Here is a 25,548-nt window from a genome sequence, read left to right as displayed (position 1 = left end):
GGGTCAGGCTCGTGCCAGGTTCACGGCCGTGGTCTTCAGAACGATCACATGTCTTTGAGGTGCTTTTGTCGAGGCTGACAAAAGGTAATGACATGCACTCCATCTATATCTGCTACACAATCCACCAACCTTGCGTCCACTCTCCTTTCGCTGTGTCCAAGGACATGACTGTATCCTTCGATTTTCTTAGCACAAGGTGCGAAAATGGGATGTACATTGACATCAAAAAAGGGAGCTCACGTGAGCGGCGAAGATTCACGACGCAACGGCGGTTACGGCCGGGACTTTAGGGAAAACGGCAGCAACAACGAGCGTCGTGACGACAACCGTGGCTACGGAAACGACCGACGCGATGACCGTCGGGACGGTGGGTTCCGTGGAAACCGCGATGACCGCGGACCACGCAACTTCGACCGACGCGACGATCGCCGCGATGACCGCGGACCACGCAACTTCGACCGACGCGACGATCGCCGCGATGACCGCGGACCACGCAACTTCGACCGACGCGATGACAACCGTGGCTACGGAAACGACCGACGCGACGATCGCCGTGATGGCGGCTTTCGTGGAAACCGCGATGACCGCGGACCACGCAACTTCGACCGACGCGATGACAACCGTGGCTACGGAAACGACCGACGCGACGATCGCCGTGATGGCGGCTTTCGTGGAAACCGCGATGACCGCGGACCACGCAACTTCGACCGACGCGATGACAACCGTGGCTACGGAAACGACCGACGCGATGACCGTCGGGACGGTGGGTTCCGTGGAAACCGCGATGACCGCGGACCACGCAACTTCGACCGACGCGACGATCGCCGCGATGACCGCGGACCACGCAACTTCGACCGACGCGATGACAACCGTGGCTACGGAAACGACCGACGCGATGACCGTCGGGACGGTGGGTTCCGTGGAAACCGCGATGACCGCGGACCACGCAACTTCGACCGACGCGACGATCGCCGCGATGACCGCGGACCACGCAACTTCGACCGACGCGACGATCGCCGCGATGACCGCGGACCACGCAACTTCGACCGACGCGACGATCGCCGTGATGGCGGCTTTCGTGGAAACCGTGACGATCGCGGACCACGTCCAGAACGTAGCGAAAGCACACGCTCGAATGCCCCAGAGGTTCCCGAGCACATTACTTACAACATGTTGGACCGCGAAGCCCGTGCACGCCTGCGTACGCTGAGCAAGGACAATGCGGAACTCGTTGGATTGCACCTAATCATGACGGGCAAACTTCTGGACACCGATCCAGAGTTGGCCTACAAGCACGCCCAGGAGGCACTGCGCCGTGGCGGACGTGTTGACATCGTCCGTGAGGCAGCAGGTCTGGCGGCCTACTACACCGAACGCTACGCGGAAGCTCTCCGCGAGTTCCGTACCGTTCGTCGTCTGAACGGTTCAAGCGAGCACCTGCCACTCATGGCTGACTGTGAGCGTGGTCTTGAACGTCCAGAGAAGGCAATCGCTCTGGCGCAGTCTGAAGAGGCCGCGACCCTATCGATTGACGGTCAACTTGAACTCGCCATCGTCGTGGCCGGAGCCAGGGTAGACCTCGGACAAAACGATGCGGCCCTAGCGCACTTGGAATCCATTGAGGTTCCAGCGAAGCGCCGTGACCTTGCCGTCCGTCTTATCGGTGCCCGCGTAGCGATCTTGGAACTACTTGGTCGATCGGAAGAAGCTGAAGAGCTTCTCTCGCACCTCTCTCCAGCGGAAATCGAGTCGATCGAGGAGCCTCTCGGCGAGGTTGATGAAGACGTACTCGTGTACGACCTCGTGGATGACTTCGTTGATGCTGATCCAGAAGACATCGACGACACCGAAGAAGACGCAGAAGCAGCCGAGGCTGACGACGCGGAAGATGATGAGCCAGAGGCAAACCAAGACGGCGCGGACAGCGCCGACGAAGGGCCAGAAGCCTCGGCTGAGGAATCCGTACACGAAGCAGTTGAGGATGTAGAGGATTCCGAACCAGAGAACTCGCAAGAGGACTGAGATGTCGGAACTGATCATCGGTAGTGAGCAGCCTCTGGCCGCAAGTTACCCTCTGGCTTTAGTCGACCTCGATGGAGTGGCCTATAAAGGTCCGCTTCCCATTGAATACGCTGCACACGGTCTGAACTCTGCACGCGCAACGGGCATGCAGTTGGTGTTTGTCACCAACAATGCATCGCGCGAACCTCAAGAGGTGGCAGACCAACTGACCGGCTTGGACATCCCAGCCGACTCGTCGGAAATCATGACCGCAGCGCAAGCCTGCGCGCGCCTCCTACAGGATCACGTGCCCGCAGGGGCACGCATCCTGGTCGTGGGAGGCGCAGGGCTTATCACCGCCGTGCGCGAAGCAGGCTATGAACCGGTGTTCTCAGCCAATGACGACCCGGTCGCGGTCGCGCAGGGCTTCCACCCGTCCCTTGGATGGGAGCACCTCGCGGAAGCTGCCTATGCCATCTCGAATGGTGCCCAGCACTTTGCGAGCAATCTCGATTTGTCGTTGCCAACTGCACGTGGATTCGCTCCGGGTAACGGTGCGCTCGTCGGTGCGGTGCAGAGCGCGACCGGAGTTGCTCCATTGAGCGCTGGTAAACCATCACCTGCTATGTATCGCATGGCAATGGAGAAAGCCGGAGTCACAGACGCTCTCGTTGTTGGAGATCGGCTCGACACAGACCTGGCGGGCGCGCGTGCGGGTGGATTGCATGGATTGCACGTCCTCACGGGGGTGAATTCTGCGCGAGATGACATTCTCGCTGCACCGGAAAATCGTCCTCACTTCATTGCGCGAGATCTGCGCGCATTGCAGGAGACCCAGCCTCGGCAGGGCCGGGAAGAAACGTGGTTTACCAGTGGAAACGCTGCCGTTACCGTGCGGGATAGCAGGCTTGTCATCGCGGAGCATGACGGCGTGGACGAACTCGATATCGTGCGTGCAGCATGCTGCGCAGTATGGTCCCACGTTGATGTGGGTGGTGAGTTCGACTCGTCCACAATCCCTAACTTTGTGACGCTGTAACCGTACACTTTGTTGACCAGCACGACCTCGAAGGTGCCCGTACTGCGGGCACCTTCATAGTTCTAAAGGCACACGCATGACTACGCACTTTGACCCTACCGTCCCACCAACTCCCACAGAAGACCTTCTTGGTCTGGGTGATGCCCTAGATGTGGCAGACGTTGAAGAACACACTCCGATCTTTGAATCCTTGATCGAAGAACTCAAGATCGAACTGGATCTCTAAAAGGAAAACTGAACTACTGTGAATAGGCTCGATAGCGAAGTCGTGGCTCGTGGACTAGCACGATCGCGAAACCGCGCGGCGAGTCTCATCCACGATGGCCGCATCACCGTCAACGGTGTGACTGCCCACAAGCCGTCCTTCAAGGTGAATGCAGTCGATGATGTCAAGGTAGTCGGCTCATCGGACCAACAGGATTATGCTTCGCGGGCCAGTTTCAAGCTGTTGCGAACTCTTGAAGCAATCGCACGAGAGACCGCGCCTTCACACGAGCGCGCGGATTCTCGTCCGCTCTTGGCGCTCGAAGGTAGCAAAGCTCTTGATGTTGGCGCGTCCACGGGAGGCTTCACCGACGTGTTGCTCCGTCATGGTGCACAACACGTTGTAGCACTCGATGTTGGACACGACCAGCTAGTTGACGAGTTACGCAGGGACACCCGCGTGAGCGTCGTGGAAGGTTACAACGCGCGCGAACTCAGACCGGAGGACCTGCCGTACACGCCGGACCTGGTGGTGTGTGATGTCTCGTTCATCTCGATCACTTTGATTCTCCCAGCATTGCGCTCGATCGTGGACGGGAAAACGAACCTGCTTCTTATGGTGAAACCGCAGTTTGAGGTTGGCAAGCACAACCTTGGTCATGGCGGAGTCGTCCGGAACAAGCAGGGTCATAGTGACGCACTGGTGCGCGTGCTCACTGCCGCACAGCAGTGCGGATTTCAACCGCAGGCGATCATCCCCAGCGCGTTACCGGGGCCGAACGGTAACCGGGAGTTCTTCGTATGGTTGACACTGGACGCTTTGCGCCAGCCGACACGACTGGGTGCGAGCGACGTGCTCATGAGCACCGAAGAACAGGAACTTGCCCTTGAAGTTGTGGCGGTCGTGCAAAGAGCTGTGGATAATACCCCTGATCTGTCGGTGGAAGGTGACATGATAGAGGAGCGGGGAAATACGCTGTTGGGTAAGGGGATTCCTGCCCCAGCGAATGTGCCCGCGACTAGCGTCTATTGGGTTTAGCTGGAGGTATCGAAGTTGTCGAGAAGTGTCCTGCTCGTTACCCACAGTGGACGTCAAGAAGCGCTTGACGGTCTGGCCGCGACGATTCCTGCTCTTCGAGAGTTCGGTTTCGCCGTCTATGTTGTGGATTTACCTGGGCGGTATGTCGAGCAGTTCGGTGTGGAGGTGTTCAATCCGCTTGAGTCTGGCGCGGGAATGCGCATCAGCGACTTCGAGATTGTTATCGTTCTGGGCGGCGATGGAACGATTCTGCGGGCTGCCGAACTCGTGTTCGGCACCGATGTTCCGGTAGTCGGAATCAATCTGGGCCACGTTGGTTTCCTTGCGGAGAGCGAACGAGAAGACCTGAATGAGGCTGTCCGACGTATCGCCATTGGTGACTATGGCGTTGAGGAACGCAGGGTCCTGCAGGTCTCCATCTTCCGCCCGGGTTTCTCCGAGCCGGTTCGCGACTGGGCCTTGAACGAGGCCGCCGTTGAGAAAGCGGAGGCGGCGAAGATGGTTGAGGTTGCCCTGTCGGTTGACAACCGTCCTGTGTCTTCTTTTGGATGCGACGCGATCATTACCTCTACGGCTACTGGCTCCACTGCACACGCATTTTCCGCAGGTGGTCCGGTGGTATGGCCGGATGTCGCCGCAAAGGTCGTGGTGCCCGTGGCTGCTCACGCGCTGTTCGCGCGCCCACTCGTGGTGGGTCCCAATTCAGATGTCCTCATTGATGTCTCGCCAAACTCATCAGTTGCGGCAATCCTCATCACGGATGGACGCAGGCAGACTGCGCTTCCTATTGGCTCGCGCGTTGAAATCAAAACGAGTTCCACCCCGATCATCTTCGCCCGTTTGAGTATTTCGACGTTCACAGATCGCCTGGTCAGCAAGTTCAGGTTGCCCGTTCAAGGCTTCCGAGACGGTAAGACGCCAAGCGCGATGGAGTCAGCCGATCTACATCCACGTGCCAGTGAACTTCCAAGCCCTAAGGAGTAATTGTGCTCGAGGAAATCTCAATCGAGAATCTCGGGGTCATTTCGCGAGCCTACGTTGACCTTGCAGGTGGGCTGACCGCTATCACCGGGGAGACCGGTGCGGGTAAGACGATGGTGTTGACGGGCCTCTCTTTGCTTCTCGGTGCGAAGGCAGATCCGGCCACTGTCCGTGCAGGTGCGAAGTCTGCAACCGTTGAGGGCAGGATATCTGCCATTAACTCGACGGTACTGGAGATGGTGGATGACGCCGGTGGGGTGCTTGACGACGATGGAGCGCTTATCGTGTCTCGTTCCGTTGCGTCGGCGGGGCGTTCGCGCACGTTTCTTGGGGGTCGTTCCGTTCCGCAGCAGGTTCTCAGCGATGTGGCGCGAGAGATTGTCACGATTCACGGGCAGTCAGAGCAGATTCGGTTGAAGACCGCTTCCAAGCAGCGAGCTGCCTTGGACGAGTTCGCCGGAGTTGAGCATGAGGATTTGGTGGCCACCTATCGTTCGGTGTGGGCGGAGCGGGCTGACGTTGAGGCCCGATTGGATAGATTGGTTTCGCAGCGGCAGGAACGCTCCCGCGAGGCTGAGTTGTTGAGGCTTGGTCTGGCTGAGGTTGAACGGGTGGAACCGCAGCCGCACGAGGATGCGGAACTTGCGGCTGAGGCACTGCGACTGAGCAACGTCGAGGAGTTGCGTGCTGGCGCGCAGGAGGCTCACACACGTTTGAGCGGCGGCGAGTTTGGCGATGGTGAGGTTCCAGCCTCGATCATTGAGTCGTTGGACGCCGCTGCTCGTGCGATTTCCGGTATTTCGCAGCACGATAGTTCACTCGATTCCGTGGCAACCAAAATGCGTGAGGCTCAATATGCACTGGAGGATATCGCAACGGAACTTGCGAGTTACATCGACGGGTTGGATGCGGATCCGGCTCGTCTTGAGGTTGTCGAGGCGCGTCGTGCAGAACTGTTTAACCTGAGACGCTCATACGGCGACACGATTGAGGCGGTTTTGGCGTGGGCCAGTGAAGCAGGCTTGCGCCTTATGGATCTTGAAGATGACAGTGCCACCGTTGAGCTTCTTTCCGACGAGTTGGATCGTCTGGGAGAACGCCTCACCCAGGTGGCCGCTCAGATTACGGCGAGCCGTCAGAGGGCGGCTCGGAATCTGGGCGAAGCCGTCAGCGCTGAACTTGCAGGTTTGGCCATGAAGGGCGCCTCGATTGAGGTGGTATTAGAACCGCTCGAAGAACTTGGTCCATGGGGAGCGGAATCGGTATCCATGCTGCTGGCCGCTCACCCGGGGGCACCTGCCCGCCCATTGGGCAAGGGCGCCTCTGGCGGAGAACTATCCCGTGTCATGCTCGCTCTCGAAGTTGCATTGGCCACAGCCTCACAATCTGGTGCTCGCAGCATCCCAACGATGATCTTCGATGAGGTGGATTCCGGGGTGGGTGGACAGGCCGCCATTGAAATCGGCAAACGCCTAGCTCTCCTGGCCAGAACCTTCCAGGTCATCGTCGTCACCCATCTGCCTCAGGTTGCTGCTTTCGCAGATCACCACCTTGTCGTGACCAAGGGCGTGCCTGAAGACGCGGCTGATGACAATGCGGGCATCACACAGTCTGGACTGTCCACCGTGACCGGTGATGAGCGAGTGTCAGAACTCGCTCGAATGCTTTCTGGACAGGTTGAATCCGCCTCAGCGCGAGAACACGCACAGGAACTGTTGAACCTAGCGGCTGTGAGATCATGAGATCGATGAAGTTTACGAGAAATAATAAGAACGCCTCGGAGAACGACGGAAGTCTGGCTGGTGTCGCAAAGGTCGATCGGCGAACGAAGGACCTGACCAAGCGGCTGGAACCGGGGGATATCGCGGTTATCAACCACACGGACATCGACCGCGTTGCTGCCGACTCACTGGTTGCAGCGAAACCCCGTGCTGTGTTGAATGCCGCAAAGTCGATTTCGGGGCGATACCCCAATCTCGGGCCGGGGATTTTGGTTGACGCTGGAATTCCGCTGATTGATGATCTGGGCCCTGACGTTATGTCCCTCAAGGAGGGAAAACGTATCCGGATCGACGGCAATGCCGTCTATCTGGGTGAGCAGTTGGTCGCAGAGGGCGAGATCCTGGATCAGGAGATTATTGACCTGCGGCTTGAAGAGGCTCGAGAAGGACTTTCCGTCCAACTTGAGTCGTTTGCCGCAAACACCATGGACTATCTGCGCCAAGAGCGTGAACTCCTCCTCGATGGCGTGGGCGTGCCAAAGATCAAAACCAAGATCGAGGGCCGCCAGGTACTGATCGTTGTGCGGGGCTACCACTACAAGGAAGACCTGAAGACCCTGCGCCCCTACATCAAGGAGTATCGTCCGATCCTGATCGGCGTTGACGGTGGGGCAGACGCAATCCTAGAGGCAGGCTGGCAGCCGGACCTCATCGTCGGTGACATGGACTCTGTCTCAGACAAGGCGCTGCGTAGTGGTGCCGAGATCGTTGTACACGCTTATCGCGATGGGCGCGCACCAGGTACAGAACGCCTGAGTGCGATAGGGGTTGAGCACATCGTGTTCCCCGCGACCGGAACGAGCGAGGACATCGCGATGCTCCTGGCAGACGATCTGGGCGCTGAACTGATCGTTGCCGTAGGCACGCATGCAACGCTCGTGGAGTTTCTGGACAAGGGGCGGGCTGGAATGGCATCGACGTTCTTGACTCGCCTCCGCGTTGGCGGAAAGTTGGTGGACGCCAAAGGCGTGTCGCGACTGTATCGCCAGCGTATCTCCAACGGACAACTCCTGCTTCTGGCGGGCGCTGGACTGATCGCCGTGATCGCCGCGCTCGCCTCAACGACCGTCGGTCAGGCACTGTTCGGTATCTTCGGAGCCCGCCTCGATGACCTCTGGTCATGGTTTGGCTCGCTCGCATGGTGGACCAACTAGTTTGCCGTTGAAAAGACTTATCTCGACACACAGAAAGCACACAGATCAGTGATTGACTTTCGGTACCACATCGTCTCCCTCATCTCAGTGTTCTTGGCACTGGCCGTGGGTATCATCCTGGGTGCTGGCCCGTTGAAGGAGACCATCGGTGACACCCTGACCGGACAGGTTGAGCAGTTGCGCGCAGAGAAAGAGGAGATGCGTGCTGCCCTTGACCGCGAGTCTCAGGAACGCGCACACGTTGACGAATACGTCTCTGCGGCTTCCAAACGTGTCGCAAAGGGCGCTCTCGACGGACGCCGCATTGGTGTGATTCAACTCGGGTCAGTCAGCGACGAGCGATTTGAGAGCATTGAGCAGCAGGTCACCTACGCGGGTGCCACCGTTTCGAGCCGAATCACGGTCAACGATCTGTGGACAGACGGCGAGCAGGCTGCGACTCGGGTTTCCCTTGCGAATACCTTGACCGACCTGCTCCCAGACGACAAAAAGGAACTTCCCTCCGAAAAAATTCTCGCAGCCGCGCTGATCGTTGCACTCGGAGAGAAAAACCCAACGGACGCCGACGACATGTCCGCAAACGCTGAACTTGCGCTGTCAATCCTGGAGGAGGCGAAGCTGATCGGCCTGGACCGCCACACGCCAACTCCCGTTGACGCGATCATCATCATTGACGGCTCGAACGATGTGACGGGCGTACCTGAAGGTGAGTCAGCGGATTTCACTGACGCGACCTCATTGCAGATGAACATCGCTGAGGAAGCCGCGCGCTCCACGGAAGGGGTCGTTGTCACGACCGAACACGTGGTTGACACGGATCTTGTGTCAGCTATCCGCGCAAGCGCCTCCCTGCTCAAACTCGTGGCCACCGTCTCCGATGCGGACACACCCGTTGGCCAACTGAACACGCCACTTGCCCTGTCGGCTGCGATTGGCCAGAAGATCGGCCACTTTGGATTCGAGTCGAACGCCACCGCACTCGTTCCTGCGGCAGTCGTTCTACCGGAACCTGACCGTTCAACCGTTGATCCCGAAACTGACGTTGACCTACCTGATACTGATGAGGGCGAGGCCGACGAGGACGGTTCCGAGCAGTGAACACGCTAGGCCGGGTAATACTTGGAACAGTTGCTGGCGCCGCAATAACCGCAGGTGTGCGTCGTCTCCTTGAAGACACGCAACCCGGTGGACGTGATCGCTGGACTCGGACCAATCACCGTGGTGAGCCGATCACGTTGCTTGAGGGCCCCGCTGTTGCTGCTGGCATTACGGCAGGATCGCTACTGTTTGGTGCCAAGCATCCACGACAGCGACTAGCACAGACAATTGCTAGCGCCGGAGCTGGTGCGTTTGGTGTCTATGACGACCTTGCTGAGGACACCTCCGTGCGGTCAAAAGGTTTGAAGGGGCACTTAGGCGCACTCGCACAGGGGCAGTTGACCACTGGTGGACTGAAGGTTATTGGTATCGGCGCAACGGCGTTTGCGTCTGCGCTGTTGAGTGCCCAGTCCCGTGAGCAGGCCAAAGCGTTCGATGTCTTACTCGACACAGTAGTAATAGCCGGCTGCGCAAACCTCATGAACCTCCTTGACCTGCGCCCAGGCAGAGCACTCAAAGTCTCGACAGCGGCAGCGACATTCGGGCTGCTCCAAGGTAACTCCGCAGGGGCGGTCATCGCAGGCAGCGCCGCAGTGTCATTTCCTGAAGACCTGGGGGAACGTGCGATGCTCGGCGACGGGGGAGCGAACGCCATGGGTGCACTTCTTGGTGCCTCGTTCGTCCAACATGCGCCGCGCTCGGCACGACTGGCATGCGCGGTGGGAATCGTAGGGTTGACGCTCGCAAGTGAGAAGGTAAGTTTCTCGCAGGTCATCGCGAACAATCACTATCTGAACACGGTCGATATGTGGGGTCGCAGGCCCGCACACGTCGAGTCCGAATCGGCCAGTTAGCCTTGAACACGAGGTTCTCCGCACGGGTCCAGTCCCTTGCAGGTGCAGCAATCCTCATCAGCGTGGTGACACTGCTGAGCAGACTACTAGGCTTTGCCCGCTCAATTGCCCAAGCTACGTGGGTTGGCACGGGGGGCGTTGCAGAGCCGTATGCGATCGCAAACCAACTTCCAAACGTTCTGTTTGAGGTCGCCGCCGGTGGTGCGCTTGCGGGGGCTGTTATCCCGCTCTTGGCGGGCGCGTTGTCTCGCGATTCCAAGGTTGATCTGTCTCGCATCTCATCCGCGTTACTGACCTGGACGCTTGCTGTTCTGGTGCCTATCGCACTCGTGGTATTCCTATTCGCTTCCCCTATCGTTTCCGCGATGGCGCACATGCGCACGGAGGAACTGCACACTACTGCGGTGTTCTTCCTTCGCGTCTTCGCACTGCAGATTCCGCTCTATGGTGTCGGCATTCTGTTCGGTGGCATCCTTCAAGCCCATAAGAGGTTCCTGTGGCCAGCGCTCGCGCCGCTGTTCTCCTCGCTCACCGTCATCGTGACCTATTTCGTGTTTGGTCTGCTCGCTGACGGCAATCAAAGTGACGTCTCGCAGTTAACCGTCCAAGCACTGCAGGTACTTGCCTGGGGTACGACGGCGGGTGTTGCGGCCATGGCGCTCACAATGGTGGGGCCTGTGCGAAGCCTGGGGCTCAAGTTCCGGCTGTCATTTCGTTTTCCGCATGGACAGGGTACTCGTGCACGTGCCCTCGCATTTGCCGGGGTTGGCGCTCTTGTCGCGCAGCAGTTCACGATGCTCGTGGTGATGCGTATGGCATCACACTACGGTCAACCGGAAACCTTCAATCTGTTCCAATACTCGCAGGCGGTCTACGTACTCCCGTATGCAGTTCTAGTTGTTCCCATCGCAACGAGTGCGTTCCCACGGATCGCAGAGTTTGCATCGCGCAAGATGCATGCCGATTTTGCGCGTATGGTGTCCTCGACAACACGAACGATCATTGCGCTTGCGGCATTGTCGAGCGCGATTCTGATCGCAGCTGCAGAACCGCTCGAAGCTTTCTTCGCGACCTTCACCCGCGGTTCGGTCGACTTCATGGCTGAGACCATCGCGAGCGCTGCTCCGGGACTCGTTGGATATGCACTGATTCTGCAACTCTCACGTGTGCTGTACTCCGTGGATCGTGGACGCGCAGCCGTGGGTTTCACCGCAGCAGGTTGGTTTGTTGCCGCCCTGTTCTCGGTCATCCTCCCGATAGTCGTGGGCCGCCCGCAGTGGACGGTTGCGTTGTTGGGAGCGGCGCAAGCGATCGGAATGTCCGTTGCCGGAATCGGACTGCTCTATGCAGTGCGTTCCTGCTGCGGTCCGCAGCCTGTTGCGGGAGTGCTACGCACCTCCTTGACGACGATAAGTGCGGCTGGTCTGGCGGGTGCAGCGGGATATCTGGTTGCCTACGCGGTACTTCCCGCAGGCGCATCGCTCCTCGTCTCGATTGCGGTCGGTGTGCTCGCAGCCTGCGTCGCGATCATTGTGTTTGCAACGCTCACTTATGTGTTGGATCGTGCAACGGTACGCTCAGCACTCGCCTCCCTGCGCAGGCGTGGCAATAGCGCCAAGGCAAACGAGGTTCCCAGCCCGGAACCTCAACCAACACAGCCGCCCGCATCCTCACACACCCCACAGGGTCACTAGGAGTCGCACATGCGCATCATGCAATTACTTGGTTCAAGCGCTGGGGGAGTATCCCAACATGTCGCTCAGGTGGCGCGTCTCCTAGACGACGCACCGGGTCTCGAGGTCATCGTCGCATCGCCTGGAAACCTCGCTGAGAAATTCAGCCCGATCACGCAGCATCGAACAGTTGAGATCACCGATAGGCCATCCCTGGGGGATGCACGGGTCCTTGGGCGTATCAAGCAGCTTGTCGCTGACGTGGACGTGGTACATGCGCACGGGTTGCGGGCGGGTGCCATGGCCGGAATCGCATTGGGCTCTATGGCCCGATCACACCGGCCAAAGCTGGTTGTCACCCTGCACAATCTCCCGGTGGGATCCTTCAAGGTCCAATCCGTCACCCAGGTACTTGAACGGATTGTCGCATTGCGTGCAGATGCCGTTCTCGGGGTTTCTTCAGATCTTGTTGATCGCATGCGTGCAAAGCGTGCCAAGGTGCATGGACGCGCGCTCGTGCCTGCCCCCACGCTACGTGAGCCGCACTGCACTCGCGACCAAACTCGTCGTCAACTGCTGGGTGAAAGCGCCGCCCAGACCAAACTTGTGTTGACTGTCGCTCGCCTTGCACCGCAAAAAGGCTTGGACACGGCGATCGAAGCATCCGTGCTCCTCAACGCGGCAGGAGTGGAGCACCTCTGGGTGGTTGCCGGTGATGGACCCCTCGCAAGCGGGCTAGAGGAAAGAGCCGCCCAAGCCGGTGCCGCCGTACGTTTCCTGGGACGACGCACCGATATTCCAGAACTCCTCAATGCGGCAGATGTGGTTGTCAACGCGGCAGTCTGGGAGGGTCAACCCGTTGCAGTTCAGGAGGCCCTGCGGGCCGGGGCGGCGATCGTTGCAACAGACGTCGGCGGAACCCGCGAGACCGCAGGAGATGCCGCCCTCTACGTCCAAGCCTCAAATGCCGAGGCGATGAAGGTCGCGGTCGAACAGGTTCTCACGGTTGACCAGGTAAAGACTGGATTGCAAAAGCGTGCAACGAAACGGTCGCAGCAACTACCTACTGAATCCGAAGTGCTTGAATCGCTCACCACTCTCTACCAAGGGTTATAGGGCGTTAAACGCTACGCATGGCCAATGTCACCCCAGCACATACGTCTGCATTAGTGGCGGATGGTGTGGTTACTGTTAGGATTGAATTCCGTGGTAGATGAAGCGAACAGCACCCCGGTTTTGGACACGATCCAGTCGTCGAGCATCACTCGACACATTTTTGTGACGGGAGGCGTCGCATCCTCCCTCGGTAAGGGATTGACCGCCTCCTCTCTCGGACGAGTACTTCGTTCCCGTGGTCTAAGGGTCACGATGCAGAAACTCGATCCCTATCTCAACGTTGATCCCGGTACGATGAACCCGTTCCAGCACGGTGAAGTATTCGTGACCGAAGACGGCGCAGAAACCGATCTCGACATCGGACACTACGAGCGTTTCCTCGACGTCAATCTTGACCAGGTAGCCAATGTGACCACCGGGCAGATCTACTCGAACGTCATCGCTAAGGAACGTCGCGGCGAATACCTTGGAGACACTGTCCAGGTCATCCCGCACATCACCAACGCGATCAAGGAACGCATGCGCGCTCAGGCAAGCCCTGACGTTGACGTCATCATCACCGAGATCGGCGGAACCGTCGGTGACATAGAATCGCAGCCATTCCTTGAGTCGGCGCGCCAAGTCCGCCACGAACTCGGTCGTGACAACTGCTTCTTCGTCCACGTTTCACTCGTCCCCTACATCGGCCCATCCGGTGAGCTCAAGACGAAACCAACCCAGCACTCGGTTGCCGCACTGCGTTCGATCGGTATTCAGCCAGACGCAATCGTGCTGCGTACCGACCGTGACATTCCAACCCCGGTCAAGGACAAGATCGCGCTCATGTGCGATGTCGACAATGAGGCTGTTGTCACCTGTAAGGATGCGCCATCCATCTACGACATCCCACGCGTCATCCACTCCGAGGGGCTCGACTCCTACGTTGCGCGTCGTCTTGGCCTCAAGGTCAACGACGTTGACTGGACCGAATGGGACGCCCTGCTCGAGCGTGTCCACAACCCGAAATCCCAGGTAGAGATTGCACTGGTAGGAAAGTACATCGACCTCCCAGACGCCTACCTCTCCATCACCGAGGCGCTGCGTGCAGGCGCATTCGCGAACGACGCCAAGATCATCATCCGCTGGGTTGCCGCTGACGAATGCCAAACCCCTGAAGGTGCCCACGATGCACTGGCGGGAGTCGATGGAATCATCGTTCCCGGGGGATTCGGTGTGCGCGGAATCGACGGCAAGATCGGCGCACTGCGCTGGGCCCGCGAAGGGAAGGTCCCAGCATTGGGTATCTGCCTCGGCATGCAGTCAATGGTCATGGAATATGCACGGACCGTACTCGGGCTTGAAGGAGCTTCATCCTCTGAGTTTGATCCAGAGACCGCACACCCTGTCATCGCAACCATGGAAGAGCAGCAGGCCTTCGTCGAAGGTGCGGGCGACCTGGGCGGTACGATGCGCCTGGGCGCATATGATGCAGTTCTGGCCGAAGGGTCCGTAGCCGCAGAGGTATATGGAACTCGCGAGGTTTCAGAGCGTCACCGCCATCGCTACGAGTTCAACAACGCTTACCGCACTCAGATCGAAGAGGCAGGGCTTGTTATCTCTGGTACATCACCAGATGGAGAACTGGTGGAGTTCGTGGAACTGCCAAAGAGCGTCCACCCGTATTACGTTTCGACGCAGGCGCACCCTGAGTTCAAGTCGCGTCCAACCAAGGCGCACCCACTGTTCTCCGGTCTGATTGCGGCGGCCCTCGACTTCCAACAGAGCTGATCCGACAACATGATTCGCGACGAAATTGATCCGCAGCCAGTCACTGAGGCCAGTATTGTCCATGAGGGTCGTATCTTCGACCTAGTACGTGAGTCCGTGAACCTTGGCGAAGCAGGTGTGGTCACTCGCGAGTACATCGATCATCCCGGTGCCGTTGCGGTTATCGCTCTCGATGACCGGGAACGAATCCTGTTGCTGCGCCAGTATCGCCAACCCGTTGGTGCTTACCTGTGGGAACCGCCCGCAGGCTTGCTGGATATTCCGGGTGAACCCACACAGGTTGCAGCGGCTCGTGAACTGTATGAGGAAGCAGACCTGAGGGCAGATTCGTGGCAGGTCCTTGTGGACTACTGCACAACTCCAGGTGGAAACAATGAGGCTATTCGGGTGTTCCTGGCACGTGGTCTCCATGAGGTGTCTGCTGCTGAGCGGCATGTCCGCGAGGACGAAGAGATCGGCATGGAGAGCCGTTGGGTTGAGATTGATGACGCAGTCAACTTGGTGCTGAGCGGTCAGATTCATAATCCTTCCGCTGTCGTCGGCATCCTCGCGGTAAGTGCTGCCCGTGATCGTCACTGGACAACCCTTCGCAGTGTGGATGAAGCGTTCCCATTCCGACGAACGCAGAAAGTCTCGGAACGGATCTAGGTTTCAGGGTCCGGCTTGGGCTTAGGACCAGATCTGGGTTTTGGACGCACTATAAGAGCACACTGCCACGCATGGGAATTACCTATGCGCGGCAGTGTGCTTTTCCGATGGGTTGAAACTGGTCCGATGGCGTATACAAAGGTTATGTACTCGGGTCAAAAACAGCCCATCGAGTGTGCGCTACCAACCATGTTCATCTCGGCCGTCTCGTCGTCCACCAGAATCGATGGGGTCAGATTGGCCCATATACACACACAAAAACCATGCACCTGGACCAGAACCGCCCCACCGACACACCTGAGCCGTTCACACGTTCTGATTGCTCCATGAGCAGTGCAGGCCAACCGACACGTGATCTGTGGGTTGTGTCGGTGTTCGATGGATTCAATACCCACAGAACGCATATACCCTCCTCATTCACCAAATAACGACGGTGGCCCACCAACACAATTGTTGGTGGGCCACCGTCATTCCCTAAGCGGGAAGCTTTAGTCTCTAGTCGCGTGCCATGCGTACCCGCAGTACCATTCCCAGCCCTGCCGCGAGCAATAGCGTGGAGATGATCGCCGCACCGGTTACAGCCGCGCCTGTGACGACAAGTTCATCGGAGTCGTCTGCCTCGTCTGAGCGTTCGATCGTCGTGGCCTCATCGTCCTCATCGGCTTCCACAGTGTCATCCAAGACGCCAACAGATGGAGTTGGCGATGGTTCAGTTGGGTCATCCAACTGTTCCTCCTCCTCATCCAGAACATCCACGGTTGGTTCGTCCGGATTCTCAGGAGATTCGGGTTCTTCGGGAGATTCTGGACCCTGTGGGGTCTCAGGCGTCTCCGGAACCTCAGGCTGCTCTGGTCCCTCGGGGGTCTCCGGCTGATCAGGAGTGTCCGGGGTTTCAGGTTCTTCTGGACCAGGTGTTGGGGTGCAGTCGAATAAGCCGCCACCGATCCAGGGATAGGCATGCTGTTCGTTGCCGCCATTTAGGGTGTTGAGGTCGCCGTTGACCCAGATGCGACCGTTGGTTGCGGATTCCAGGGTGACAACTGCGGTGCCACTTGCTGAAAGAACGGTTCCGAAGAACTGGTTTCCACCCTTGCCCTTACCACCGATGGTGATGTCCTTGAACGAAGAATCGATGTTCCACAGTAACTTCGACGCGAGGTGTGGGAACTCTGGGTCAGTGAAGTCCACATTCTTTGAGTTGGAGAAGAACGAGGAGAAGTTGATGTTGAGTACACCGTTGGTGTCATCGATGACGTTGATGACTAGAGGGCCTGCAACTGCAGCATCGCCAAGGAAATGAACTGCTGAGCCCGAAAGCTGGTTGAGGGCAGAAGCGTTGATTTCCACGGCCTTGACCTCATCCCCGGAAGGGAGGTCGATCTGGTATGGAGAGGGCCACTGCGTGATCACCTGCGAGGGAACGATCTTGCTCAACCGCTGGGATTCACTCGTAATGAGATCAGTTAGGTGCAGCCATTCTCCGACAGCGGCATCTTTACCTATACCTTCTTGGATCTCAGCGGCGTGTGGGTGGCTGCCGGTGCTGATGTGGGTCTTGTGCGACCCTTTAATCTCTCCACCGACCTGAACCTTGCCCCAGGTGACTCCGCCGATTGGGTGCGTAACCTGGACCTCTGCGTCAATGATGAGGTCGCCGCCCACGGCGAGCATGACGCTTCCGGACTCGGGGAGGATGCCCGACCCTACCCCAACGGTTCCCACGTTGAGCAGACCTGACTGGTTCCATGCGTCTCCAAGGACAACGAGTAATCCTTCGGACTCTGCGTTGGTGGATCGATAGTTGCCTCCGACGAATACAGAGACGTTCTCATCGGTGATTGGCGAGGTGGGGTTGCCGACTCCAGGAAGTGAACCCTCTTCGCAGGTGTCGGTGATGGGCTTAGGGGTGTGCAGCGGGGCTGATAAGGCGGGTGTTGCCGCGCCGAATGCGGCAAAGGCGCCGACGGTGGCGACGGCGACAAGCTTCCGTAAGCCCGCGCGAGGGCGCGCAGGCAGGAGGGTGGAGGTGCGAGGCACAAGAACTCCTATGTGGATTGATGCAGTTTTGGTGAGCGGGGGTGTAGATGATCTACATTCCTGTGTTTTGGGCGTTGCGTTTGACTGCCCAAGACCCAGGGTGGCGGACACGGCGAGGTTCGGCGGGATAAATACATGCACGCGCGTGATCCGCAAGGAATCTGTAAGGATTCCTTACTAAGGCTGAGACTAGGTTCTCCCATGCTTGTGCCCCAAGGGGGTGAACTCCCCAATGCCTCGAGGGAGAACAGGATTGTTAATGAAGGCAGCAATATGCGGATGTATTACCAGGTGAAAGGTTATTTCTTTTTGTATGGGGAGTGCGAGCCGGGGAGTTCATTCACTCAAGAAATCTCGCAGACTGGAACAGCTCCGGATGTCTGCTACCGCTCCCAAACTCCCGAGACGCCACGCAGGTGAGAGGTCATGATGTGCGTATCCACGATCCCAACAGCTTCCATCAGCGCGAACATGGTCACCGGACCGACAAACCGAAACCCTCGGCGGCGTAGTTCCTTGGATAGAGCCACGGACTCGGGAGACTGGCTTGGCACGTCAGCCATGGTGTGCGGCATGGGGGTTTGTTCCGGCTTGAAACTCCACACAAGCTCGGCTAACCCACCTTCATCTTCCAATGCCACTGCTGCGCGCGCATTGCCGATGGTCGCTTGGATCTTTGCGCGGTTACGGATGATGCGTGTGTCCTCGAGCAGACGCTCAACATCGAGATCTGTGTAGGTTGCAACCCTGTGATAGTCGAAATCATCGAACGCGGCGCGAAAGCCCTCACGTCGCTTGAGGATGGTGAGCCACGAGAGGCCTGACTGAAATGCCTCGAGGCTCAACCTCTCAAATATCCCCTGATCGGTTGTGACGGGACGACCCCACTCAGTGTCGTAATAGTCGCGTAGTAGCTCGTGGGTTTCGGCCCATGGAGTGCGAATGATCGGTGGGGTTGCGTCGGCTGGCTGCAAGGGGGCCTCCTTGGTCTGGATTGAATGCGTTACCCATTATCTTCTCGATTTCTTCAGCGGAAGACATGCATACCTGGTGCCGCCCTGTGGATTATGTACCCTCAACCGGTTGGAAGCGCCTTGTGGAAACGCGTCCAACCACTGCCATGCAGTAGTTGGAATGAAAGCAAGTGGGCTGGGACCGCAGACTATCTGCAGGCCCAGCCCTGGCGTCGACAAGCTGTAAATTAGCGACGAGTCGCAACAGTCGGACGAGTCAGCAACACCAGGTTGGTGGTCACCATTGCGAACACGCCAACCCCAAGCAGGTGGAAGGTCACCACAACCCAAGGCAGTCCGTTGAACGTCTGGTAGTAACCGACTGCTCCCTGCAACGCAGTAACCGCAACGACCCACCAAAAACCAGTAGTCAGCGGTCGAGGGGCAAGGTCAACGCTCTGTGCGCGTGCTCGATACATGAGGAACGCAAGCACCGCTAGCAGGGCCACAAACACCCAGACAGACAATGCGTGAATGCGAGCCATCATCATGGGGTCAACGCTAAAGCGGTAGCCGACCTCGTCATCGCCGGAGTGCGGTCCCGCGCCGGTCACGATGACACCGAGCACAACGATCGGAAGCATCCACAGTCCCAGCGCTGCCACTACCTGCTTGACGCGAACGGGGATTCGAGCGACATCTGCGCGTTCGCGAGGAGATACCCGGTAGACAATCACCGTTGACAGCGACACGAGCGCCACGGAGATGATCATGTGAATCCCCACGACTGCAGGGTGTAGGTCCACATGGACGGTGATGCCGCCCACAACCGCCTGAACGGCGATAAGGATGATCGGCCACCATACAAGCCTCTTGATTGCCTGAGTACGGCTCTTGTCCAGGAGGACGCTGAGGAGCAGCAGGCCTGCGATCACACTCAGGACACCGGTGAGAGTGCGGTTGCCGAACTCCACAATGGGGTGGAAGGTCATCTCGGCATGAAACTCGGGTGCGAACTGTCCCGGCTCACACATGGGCCAGGTGGAGCAGCCCAAACCGGACCCAGTCAATCGGACCAGACCGCCGGTCACGATGATGCCGATCTGAGCGATCAGGTTGGCGATTGCAAGTGGATATGTGAAGCGTGAGAGAGCGGGGGACTGTTGAGGAGTGTTCACAGAAGTAACCGTATGTCTTTGAAGGCGTTTCAGGGAAGCGGGTTGAGGGTTGTTTCGCTCATGCGAGCAAGTGCGTTAGTGCCACTTGAACAGGCGTGCTGCGCCATAGGACAGGAACACCGCCCATGCGGTCAGCACCGTCAGGGGGAGGGGGGGTAGCGCGCCGTCCAGGAAGACGCCTCTCAGACAGTCGCCGAGTGCACCAGAAGGGAGGTAGGTGGCAATCGGTGCGAGCCATCCGGGTAGTTGAGCGGCAGGAACGACCACGCCTCCGCCCACAATCAACGCAACCAAAATGATGTTGGCCAGGGCGATGACAGCCTCTGCGCGGAATGTCCCCGCCACGATCAGTGCGAACGCGGTAAAGGCAAGGGCACCTAGAACAACCGGAACCAGGGAAAGGGCGAGTGGCAAAACGGAGGTCTGCCACCCCAGCGCGAGTGCTGCGAGGCCCACCAGAACAAGTTGAATGACCGCAATGGTCAAGACCGCACACACTTTTGCTAGGAGCAGCCCGTCTTTCCCGAGAGGAGTCGTGGACATAAACCGCAGCACGCCATTACGGCGATCAAAACCAGTGGAGATCGCTTGAGAGGTGAACGCGCTGGCCATGACTGCCAGTGCCATCACGCCCGGGACCACGAAGTCCAAGCGCGAGTTACCGTTGATGTCAAAATCCAGCACCTCGGTTTTGCCAAGGGCAAACAATATCGCCAGCGGCATCAGAATCGAGACCATGAGCTGCTCGCCGTTGCGCAGCAGGGTACGGGTCTCGAAGAATGCCTGGGTACTGATGCGGCGGGCTGCGGAAGCGGGCTGACCGGCGCCGAGCGGAGGACGTTGAGCCACTGTGCTCACCTCAGGCTCCTTCCTGTGAGATCGAGGAACACATCCTCTAGGTTCTGCACTCCAGACGTTAACGAGGTGATCGTAATGTCGTGACGTGCGCACGCGCCCGCCACCTGAGCTATTGCCGCGGGGATGGGCAAACCGGTGACACGGTAGGCGCCGGACGCAAGCCGGGTCACCTGCCCGGGAGACTCCACCAATGAATCCAGCAGGTCCATCCCAAGCGCGCGATCCGTATGGAAAGTCAGTTGATCGTCTAGGGTCGCACCCAACTCGTGCGGAGCACCCTGCGCGATCACCTCACCACGATCCACTATATAGACCTGATCGCTGAGAGCCTGTGCCTCATCCATGAGATGTGTTGTCAGCAAAATCGCGGCACCCTCATCACGTAGTTGTCGAACCAACTCCCAGACCGCATGCCTACTCTGCGGGTCCATCCCGGCCGATGGCTCGTCGAGGAACAAGAGAGAAGGCCGTCCCACCAAAGCCGCCGCCAAAGCCAAACGCTGCCGCTGGCCGCCCGACAGGCGGCGGACGGTCGTCGAAGCGAATGAATCGATTCCGAGACGTTCAACCAGATCAGAAACATCCCACGGTGAGGCATACATGCGCGAGACATGCTTCAACATGTCGAGTGCCCGGACCGACGTGGGCAAGCCGCCATCCTGCAGCATGACCCCGACGCGAGAACGCAACCGTGCGCCATCGCGTGCCGGGTCCAAGCCGAAGATCCTGATGACGCCGCTGTCAGGGGTGCGCAGACCTTCACAGCATTCAATCGTGGTTGTTTTACCCGCACCATTGGGGCCCAGCACAGCAGTCACATGACCCAGACGAGCCGATAGCGACAAACCCTTGACGACCTCGCGCCCACCGAACGACTTATGCAGGTTGGTAATGGAAAGCGCGACCGGAAGATCAGGGTCGGGCACCGAGTCAGATGTGCCGGGAGCACGCGACGCGACATCGTTGGAGGTCAACTCACACTCACTGACGGTAGGAGAAACAAGACGCCGAGACGGGCGCGGTCAAGAGTTTATGGGTAAAACCTGAGAGAACCATGGAGGAACCCGCGGCAATCATCCGGGACGGTGGCGTGAATCACCCCACGATAGAGGTCGAAATGAGGTTTACCTTGCTTGCCAAACCCCAATTAGGGAACAAAAATGTTTCTTAAATGTTGTTCTAGGTAATGGTGTGTCGAGGGCAGACTGCAACCGCAGGCCTTGCCAGCGGTTTACGGGTCACATCCGGTGCACACCTTCCCAAGAACACACGGTCGATTCGTGAGAAAGGCGGTGACACCACATGGCAACAATCAGCGAAAGTTCGTCCAACACCGGAGCATCAGCCGGGCCAACGCGCGTAGCGCAGCAGCCCACAGGTGCACCAGGCGCACCACGCAACGAGAAACCACAGCACCACGTCGTCGCACAGACCACGCAGTTCGACCAAGCGGGTCATACCCCCACCGATGAAGAAACCACTCGGGAACGAGTGCTCCAACTCATCATCAGTGACGGGCCCATCAACGCGGCAAAACTCGCAGATATCCTCAAACTGACCCCAGCCGGTATCAGACGCCATATCTCCCACCTCGAAGACAGCGGGCAGATTGAGGTCTATACCGACCGGCCAGAAAAAGGCGTCCGCGGCAGGCCGTCACGGCAGTACGTGGCAACCACACGAGCACATGAGGAACTTCCCAGCGCATACTCCGGTATCGCAGCCGAAGCACTCGCGTTCCTCGTGGAGAAAATCGGAGAGGGAGCGGTCGAGGAGTTCGCCGCTCACAGATTCGCGCACTTCGAAGAAAAATACGCGCAAGCCATCACAGCAACCGACCCGCAAGGGCGCGTTGAGCAACTCGCACAGGCTCTCAACGCCGAAGGATTTGCCGCAAGCGTCAGACCGGTTGCCGGCGTGCCAATGCTCCAGTTGTGCCAGGGCCACTGCCCAGTGCAGGACGTCGCAGCCCAATTCCCACAGTTGTGTGAAGCCGAGGCCAAACTCTTCTCAAAGATTTTGGGCACGCACACCCAACGACTCGTGACCCTCGCCGGGGGAGGACACGTGTGCACCACCAACGTCCCCGTGAATCGCCCGCAAGGTCAGCAAGACCGTCCGTAACACACGGAACGTGGAAGGAAAAGAATGAGCGCCCCAACGCAAGCCGCTAATGCGGACGCGCCACGCAGTGACGATGAGATCATCGCCTCCATCGGCTCATATGAGTACGGTTGGCATGACTCAGATGAAGCAGGTGCAATAGCACAGCGTGGTCTCAGTGAAGCAGTCGTACGCAACATCTCCGACCTCAAGAATGAGTCGGAATGGATGCGCAACCAGCGCCTCAAGGCGCTTCGCCTGTTCGAGAAGAAGCCAATGCCAAACTGGGGTTCGGACCTCTCGGACATTGACTTCGACAACATCAAGTACTTCGTGCGCTCCACTGAGCGCCAGGCAACCTCGTGGGAAGAACTCCCAGAGGACATCAAGAACACCTATGACCGCCTGGGTATCCCAGAGGCCGAGAAGCAGCGCCTCGTTGCAGGTGTTGCGGCTCAGTACGAGTCTGAGGTCGTCTACCACCAGATTCGTGAGGACCTTGAGGAACAGGGTGTCATCTTCGTTGACACCGACACCGGTCTGCGCGAGTACCCAGAGATCTTCGAGCAGTACTTCGGCTCGGTCATCCCATCCGGCGACAACAAGTTCGCGGCCCTGAACACTGCCGTATGGTCCGGTGGATCGTTCGTGTACGTCCCACCAGGCGTGCACGTCGAGATCCCGCTGCAGGCCTACTTCCGCATCAACACGGAGAACATGGGTCAGTTCGAGCGCACCCTGATCATCGCGGATGAAGGTTCCTACGTACACTACGTTGAGGGTTGTACCGCCCCCATCTACCAGTCCGACTCGCTGCACTCCGCAGTCGTCGAGATCATCGTTAAGAAGAACGCCCGCGTTCGTTACACCACGATCCAGAACTGGTCGAACAACGTGTACAACCTCGTGACCAAACGCGCGATCGCTGAAGAGGGCGCAACCATGGAGTGGGTCGATGGCAACATCGGTTCCAAGGTCACCATGAAGTACCCGGCCATCTACCTGATGGGCGAGCACGCCCGTGGCGAGACCCTCTCGATTGCCTTTGCCGGTGAAGGACAGCACCAGGACGCCGGCGCCAAGATGGTGCACGCGGCTCCAAACACCTCATCCTCGATTGTCTCGAAGTCCGTTGCGCGTGGTGGTGGACGTACCTCCTACCGCGGTCTCGTCCAGGTACTTGAAGGCGCATCGCATTCAGCATCGACCGTTCTGTGCGACGCCCTACTCGTTGACCAGATCTCGCGTTCCGACACCTACCCATACGTTGACGTGCGTGAAGACGACGTCCAGATGGGACACGAAGCAACCGTCTCACGTGTCTCCGAGGACCAGCTCTTCTACCTCATGTCCCGTGGCCTGGATGAGACCGAGGCAATGGCGATGATCGTTCGAGGCTTCGTGGAGCCTATCGCCCGCGAGCTCCCGATGGAGTACGCACTCGAACTGAACCGCCTGATTGAACTCCAGATGGAAGGATCTGTTGGCTGATGACCAGCACTGAAACTAGCGCAGCCCCACAAGGGCTGAGCACCGATCACTCGCGGGCAACCGCAGATGGCGCACACAGCCACGGCGTTGCCGACAGCGGGGTTCAAGGTTCGCGCGCTGACCGCGTGACGTCCTTCGATCTCAACGTCATCCCGGTGCCGTCGGGCCGCGAAGAGGAATGGCGTTTCTCACCGGTGGCGCGCATCGCTCCGCTGTTCTCGAGTGAACTGGCAGACACCGCAACCGTTGAGGTTGAGGCTGCCCCTGAGGTTCTGGTTGAGACGGTTGAGCGTACGGACCCGCGTCTCGGACAGGCAGGCACCCCGGGTGACCGAACCGCTGTGACCGCATGGAATGGCTTCACCAAGGCCACTGTTGTCACGGTTCCGAAGGAAGTCAAGGCGTCCGCAGCAACGCACATCAACATCTCGGGAGCTGCCGATGTCGCGCAGGCGGCACACGTTCTCGTTCAGGCGCAGCCGCTGTCCGAATCGGTCATCGTGATCGACCACCGTGGCGACGCACTGCTCAATGAGACCGTTGAGGTCGTTGCTGAGGCGGGATCGCACGTGACCGTCGTCTCCGTACAGGACTGGAACGACGGTGCCGTACACACCTCCGCGCAGCGCATCAAGATCGGTCGCGATGCAGTGGTCAAGCACGTTGTGGTCACCTTCGGTGGCGACGTGGTGCGTGTGACTCCTGATGCGGAGTTCACCGCTGAGGGTGGCGACATTGAAATGGTCGGTCTGTACTTCGCAGACGAGAACCAGCACCAGGAACACCGTCTGTTCGTGGACCACGCGGTTCCAAACTGCAAGTCCCGCGTGACCTACAAGGGCGCACTCCAGGGTGAGGGCGCACACACTGTGTGGGTTGGCGACGTACTGATCCGCGCAGAAGCAGAGGGCACCGACACCTATGAGCTCAACCGCAACCTCGTGCTCACGGACGGTGCCCGGGCGGACTCGGTTCCCAACCTCGAAATCGAAACCGGCCTGATCGAGGGTGCGGGGCACGCCTCGGCAACCGGTCGTTTCGACGATGAGCAGTTGTTCTACCTGCAAGCTCGCGGTATCACCGAAGCAGATGCCCGCCGCCTCGTGGTACGCGGATTCTTCGCGGAACTCATCCAGGAAATCGGCGTCGCAGAGGTTGAGGAACGCCTGCTCGCATCGATCGACTCCGAACTCGAAAAGTCCATGACCGTCATTACCGGTGGCAAGGACGCATGACCGCTCAACTCGCTTGTTCCGTAGGCGACGTGCCGCTTGGCACGGCATTGCGCGTAGAGCTTGACTCCGTGGATGGACGGGAAATCGCCGTGGCTGTCGTCCACGACGAAAACGGTGATTTCCATGCCATCTACGACGTGTGCTCGCACGGACAGGTTGCACTGTCTGACGGAGAAGTTGAAGGCTGCCTGATCGAATGCTGGCTGCACGGTTCCCAGTTCGACCTGAAAACTGGCATGCCGATGCAATTGCCCGCAACCCGACCAGTCCCTGTCTACCCAGTAAGCATCGAGGGCGACAACGTGTTCGTTGATGTCGATGCGCCGAAACCTTTGTAA

Annotated in this window: 22 protein-coding genes and 1 pseudogene; 18 read left to right on the top strand and 5 right to left on the bottom strand. The window is 58.7% G+C overall.

What is annotated here, in order from left to right:
* Window positions 1-204: 204 nt before the first annotated feature.
* The 14 genes and pseudogenes from ACFSYH_RS14925 to ACFSYH_RS03810 all read left to right on the top strand — a co-directional run.
* A pseudogene (locus tag ACFSYH_RS14925) lies at window positions 205-1,059 on the top strand (hypothetical protein); the annotation flags it as partial.
* A 111-nt stretch (window positions 1,060-1,170) separates the two neighbouring features.
* The gene (locus tag ACFSYH_RS03870) at window positions 1,171-2,022 is read left to right on the top strand and encodes a hypothetical protein (RefSeq protein ID WP_377465212.1); all 852 of its coding nucleotides are present in this window, start codon (window positions 1,171-1,173) and stop codon (window positions 2,020-2,022) included.
* Between the two features lies 1 nt (window position 2,023).
* Window positions 2,024-3,040 carry an HAD-IIA family hydrolase gene (locus ACFSYH_RS03865; RefSeq protein WP_377465211.1) on the top strand — a complete coding sequence of 339 codons (1,017 nt, stop codon included), beginning with the start codon at window positions 2,024-2,026 and terminating at the stop codon, window positions 3,038-3,040.
* 76 nt (window positions 3,041-3,116) lie between these two features.
* Window positions 3,117-3,266 carry a hypothetical protein gene (locus ACFSYH_RS03860; protein ID WP_377465210.1) on the top strand — a complete coding sequence of 50 codons (150 nt, stop codon included), beginning with the start codon at window positions 3,117-3,119 and terminating at the stop codon, window positions 3,264-3,266.
* An 18-nt stretch (window positions 3,267-3,284) separates the two neighbouring features.
* Entirely contained in the window at window positions 3,285-4,283 is a 999-nt protein-coding gene (locus ACFSYH_RS03855) for a TlyA family RNA methyltransferase (RefSeq protein ID WP_377465208.1), read from the top strand.
* A gap of 15 nt (window positions 4,284-4,298) precedes the next feature.
* Window positions 4,299-5,267 (top strand): NAD kinase, encoded by a 969-nt coding sequence (locus tag ACFSYH_RS03850; protein ID WP_377465206.1) that lies wholly within the window; start codon window positions 4,299-4,301, stop codon window positions 5,265-5,267.
* Between the two features lie 2 nt (window positions 5,268-5,269).
* A complete protein-coding gene (gene recN, locus ACFSYH_RS03845) occupies window positions 5,270-7,006 on the top strand; it encodes a DNA repair protein RecN (protein WP_377465205.1) in 1,737 nt (578 codons plus the stop codon).
* A 5-nt stretch (window positions 7,007-7,011) separates the two neighbouring features.
* Window positions 7,012-8,199 (top strand): putative cytokinetic ring protein SteA, encoded by a 1,188-nt coding sequence (gene steA, locus ACFSYH_RS03840; RefSeq protein ID WP_377465204.1) that lies wholly within the window; start codon window positions 7,012-7,014, stop codon window positions 8,197-8,199.
* A 48-nt stretch (window positions 8,200-8,247) separates the two neighbouring features.
* Window positions 8,248-9,297, top strand: coding sequence for a copper transporter (locus ACFSYH_RS03835; protein WP_377465202.1), 1,050 nt, complete (start codon window positions 8,248-8,250; stop codon window positions 9,295-9,297).
* The gene (locus ACFSYH_RS03830) at window positions 9,294-10,151 is read left to right on the top strand and encodes a hypothetical protein (RefSeq protein WP_377465201.1); all 858 of its coding nucleotides are present in this window, start codon (window positions 9,294-9,296) and stop codon (window positions 10,149-10,151) included. The genes ACFSYH_RS03835 and ACFSYH_RS03830 overlap by 4 nt, the downstream gene beginning before the upstream one ends.
* 2 nt (window positions 10,152-10,153) lie before the next feature.
* A complete protein-coding gene (murJ, locus tag ACFSYH_RS03825) occupies window positions 10,154-11,845 on the top strand; it encodes a murein biosynthesis integral membrane protein MurJ (RefSeq protein WP_377465200.1) in 1,692 nt (563 codons plus the stop codon).
* Between the two features lie 9 nt (window positions 11,846-11,854).
* Entirely contained in the window at window positions 11,855-12,940 is a 1,086-nt protein-coding gene (locus tag ACFSYH_RS03820) for a glycosyltransferase (protein WP_377465199.1), read from the top strand.
* 60 nt (window positions 12,941-13,000) lie between these two features.
* Window positions 13,001-14,707 carry a CTP synthase gene (locus ACFSYH_RS03815; RefSeq protein ID WP_377465197.1) on the top strand — a complete coding sequence of 569 codons (1,707 nt, stop codon included), beginning with the start codon at window positions 13,001-13,003 and terminating at the stop codon, window positions 14,705-14,707.
* A 9-nt stretch (window positions 14,708-14,716) separates the two neighbouring features.
* A complete protein-coding gene (locus ACFSYH_RS03810) occupies window positions 14,717-15,355 on the top strand; it encodes an NUDIX domain-containing protein (RefSeq protein ID WP_377465196.1) in 639 nt (212 codons plus the stop codon).
* 495 nt (window positions 15,356-15,850) lie between these two features.
* Here ACFSYH_RS03810 and ACFSYH_RS03805 read toward each other — a convergent pair whose 3' ends face one another.
* The 5 genes from ACFSYH_RS03805 to ACFSYH_RS03785 all read right to left on the bottom strand — a co-directional run bounded on the left by ACFSYH_RS03805 (window position 15,851) and on the right by ACFSYH_RS03785 (window position 21,355).
* Entirely contained in the window at window positions 15,851-17,392 is a 1,542-nt protein-coding gene (locus ACFSYH_RS03805) for a choice-of-anchor A family protein (RefSeq protein WP_377465195.1), read from the bottom strand.
* Between the two features lie 383 nt (window positions 17,393-17,775).
* Window positions 17,776-18,366, bottom strand: coding sequence for a DNA-3-methyladenine glycosylase I (locus tag ACFSYH_RS03800; RefSeq protein ID WP_377465194.1), 591 nt, complete (start codon window positions 18,364-18,366; stop codon window positions 17,776-17,778).
* 227 nt (window positions 18,367-18,593) lie between these two features.
* Window positions 18,594-19,523, bottom strand: coding sequence for a COX15/CtaA family protein (locus tag ACFSYH_RS03795; protein WP_377465193.1), 930 nt, complete (start codon window positions 19,521-19,523; stop codon window positions 18,594-18,596).
* A gap of 75 nt (window positions 19,524-19,598) precedes the next feature.
* Window positions 19,599-20,372, bottom strand: coding sequence for an ABC transporter permease (locus ACFSYH_RS03790; RefSeq protein ID WP_377465192.1), 774 nt, complete (start codon window positions 20,370-20,372; stop codon window positions 19,599-19,601).
* A gap of 5 nt (window positions 20,373-20,377) precedes the next feature.
* Entirely contained in the window at window positions 20,378-21,355 is a 978-nt protein-coding gene (locus tag ACFSYH_RS03785; protein WP_377465191.1) for an ABC transporter ATP-binding protein, read from the bottom strand.
* A gap of 328 nt (window positions 21,356-21,683) precedes the next feature.
* Between ACFSYH_RS03785 and ACFSYH_RS03780 the strand changes: the two genes are divergently transcribed.
* The 4 genes from ACFSYH_RS03780 to ACFSYH_RS03765 are packed head-to-tail and all read left to right on the top strand — an operon-like array spanning window position 21,684 to window position 25,548.
* Window positions 21,684-22,505 (top strand): helix-turn-helix transcriptional regulator, encoded by an 822-nt coding sequence (locus tag ACFSYH_RS03780; protein WP_377465190.1) that lies wholly within the window; start codon window positions 21,684-21,686, stop codon window positions 22,503-22,505.
* Between the two features lie 24 nt (window positions 22,506-22,529).
* On the top strand, window positions 22,530-23,975 hold the full coding sequence (gene sufB / locus ACFSYH_RS03775; protein WP_377465189.1) for a Fe-S cluster assembly protein SufB: 1,446 nt from the start codon (window positions 22,530-22,532) through the stop codon (window positions 23,973-23,975).
* Entirely contained in the window at window positions 23,975-25,210 is a 1,236-nt protein-coding gene (sufD, locus tag ACFSYH_RS03770; RefSeq protein ID WP_377465188.1) for a Fe-S cluster assembly protein SufD, read from the top strand. The genes sufB and sufD overlap by 1 nt, the downstream gene beginning before the upstream one ends.
* Window positions 25,207-25,548, top strand: coding sequence for a non-heme iron oxygenase ferredoxin subunit (locus tag ACFSYH_RS03765; protein ID WP_377465187.1), 342 nt, complete (start codon window positions 25,207-25,209; stop codon window positions 25,546-25,548). The genes sufD and ACFSYH_RS03765 overlap by 4 nt, the downstream gene beginning before the upstream one ends.

It is taken from the genome of Populibacterium corticicola (genome assembly GCF_042683685.1).
GTDB classification, from domain to species: domain Bacteria; phylum Actinomycetota; class Actinomycetes; order Actinomycetales; family Cellulomonadaceae; genus Timonella; species Timonella corticicola.
This window is presented reverse-complemented; position numbering and strand designations above follow the sequence as displayed.

Coding starts and splice junctions, on each gene's coding strand:
- ACFSYH_RS03820 (WP_377465199.1), top strand. CDS start 11,855: ATGCGCATCATGCAATTACTTGGTTCAAGCGCTGGGGGAGTATCCCAA.
- ACFSYH_RS03810 (WP_377465196.1), top strand. CDS start 14,717: ATGATTCGCGACGAAATTGATCCGCAGCCAGTCACTGAGGCCAGTATT.
- ACFSYH_RS03865 (WP_377465211.1), top strand. CDS start 2,024: ATGTCGGAACTGATCATCGGTAGTGAGCAGCCTCTGGCCGCAAGTTAC.
- ACFSYH_RS03780 (WP_377465190.1), top strand. CDS start 21,684: ATGGCAACAATCAGCGAAAGTTCGTCCAACACCGGAGCATCAGCCGGG.
- ACFSYH_RS03765 (WP_377465187.1), top strand. CDS start 25,207: ATGACCGCTCAACTCGCTTGTTCCGTAGGCGACGTGCCGCTTGGCACG.
- ACFSYH_RS03860 (WP_377465210.1), top strand. CDS start 3,117: ATGACTACGCACTTTGACCCTACCGTCCCACCAACTCCCACAGAAGAC.
- steA (WP_377465204.1), top strand. CDS start 7,012: ATGAAGTTTACGAGAAATAATAAGAACGCCTCGGAGAACGACGGAAGT.
- ACFSYH_RS03870 (WP_377465212.1), top strand. CDS start 1,171: ATGTTGGACCGCGAAGCCCGTGCACGCCTGCGTACGCTGAGCAAGGAC.
- sufB (WP_377465189.1), top strand. CDS start 22,530: ATGAGCGCCCCAACGCAAGCCGCTAATGCGGACGCGCCACGCAGTGAC.
- ACFSYH_RS03815 (WP_377465197.1), top strand. CDS start 13,001: ATGGTGTGGTTACTGTTAGGATTGAATTCCGTGGTAGATGAAGCGAAC.
- sufD (WP_377465188.1), top strand. CDS start 23,975: ATGACCAGCACTGAAACTAGCGCAGCCCCACAAGGGCTGAGCACCGAT.